The organism is Bacillus sp. SIMBA_005 (genome assembly GCF_046535585.1).
In the GTDB taxonomy this organism is placed as follows: Bacteria; Bacillota; Bacilli; order Bacillales; family Bacillaceae; genus Bacillus; species Bacillus pumilus.
In genome coordinates, this window is sequence record NZ_JAWRWI010001096.1 from 1 (window position 1) to 239 (window position 239).

A 239-nucleotide genomic window follows, 5' to 3' on the forward strand; every position below is an offset into this window, starting at 1 on the left:
GTAGGGTCAGTCGGATGCATTAAAATCATGGCACCATTATGTATCTTGCTTAACACTCTCGTCTGAAGTACAGACGGAGCCGGCTTTTGCCAATCGATTGTATCAACTGTCCACATGACTGTTCCCATCTGTTTCTCAGCTGCAATGTCGATAACCGCTTTTCTGAAACTTCCGCTCGGCGGAGCGAACCACTTTGGCTTAACACCGATCGTTCGTTCTATTTGTTCATTAGTCTTGTC

At 46.0% G+C, this 239-nt stretch carries 1 pseudogene; it reads right to left on the reverse strand.

Annotated features, from left to right (window positions below):
- Positions 1-239, reverse strand: a pseudogene (locus SB660_RS23515) (polysaccharide deacetylase family protein); the annotation flags it as partial.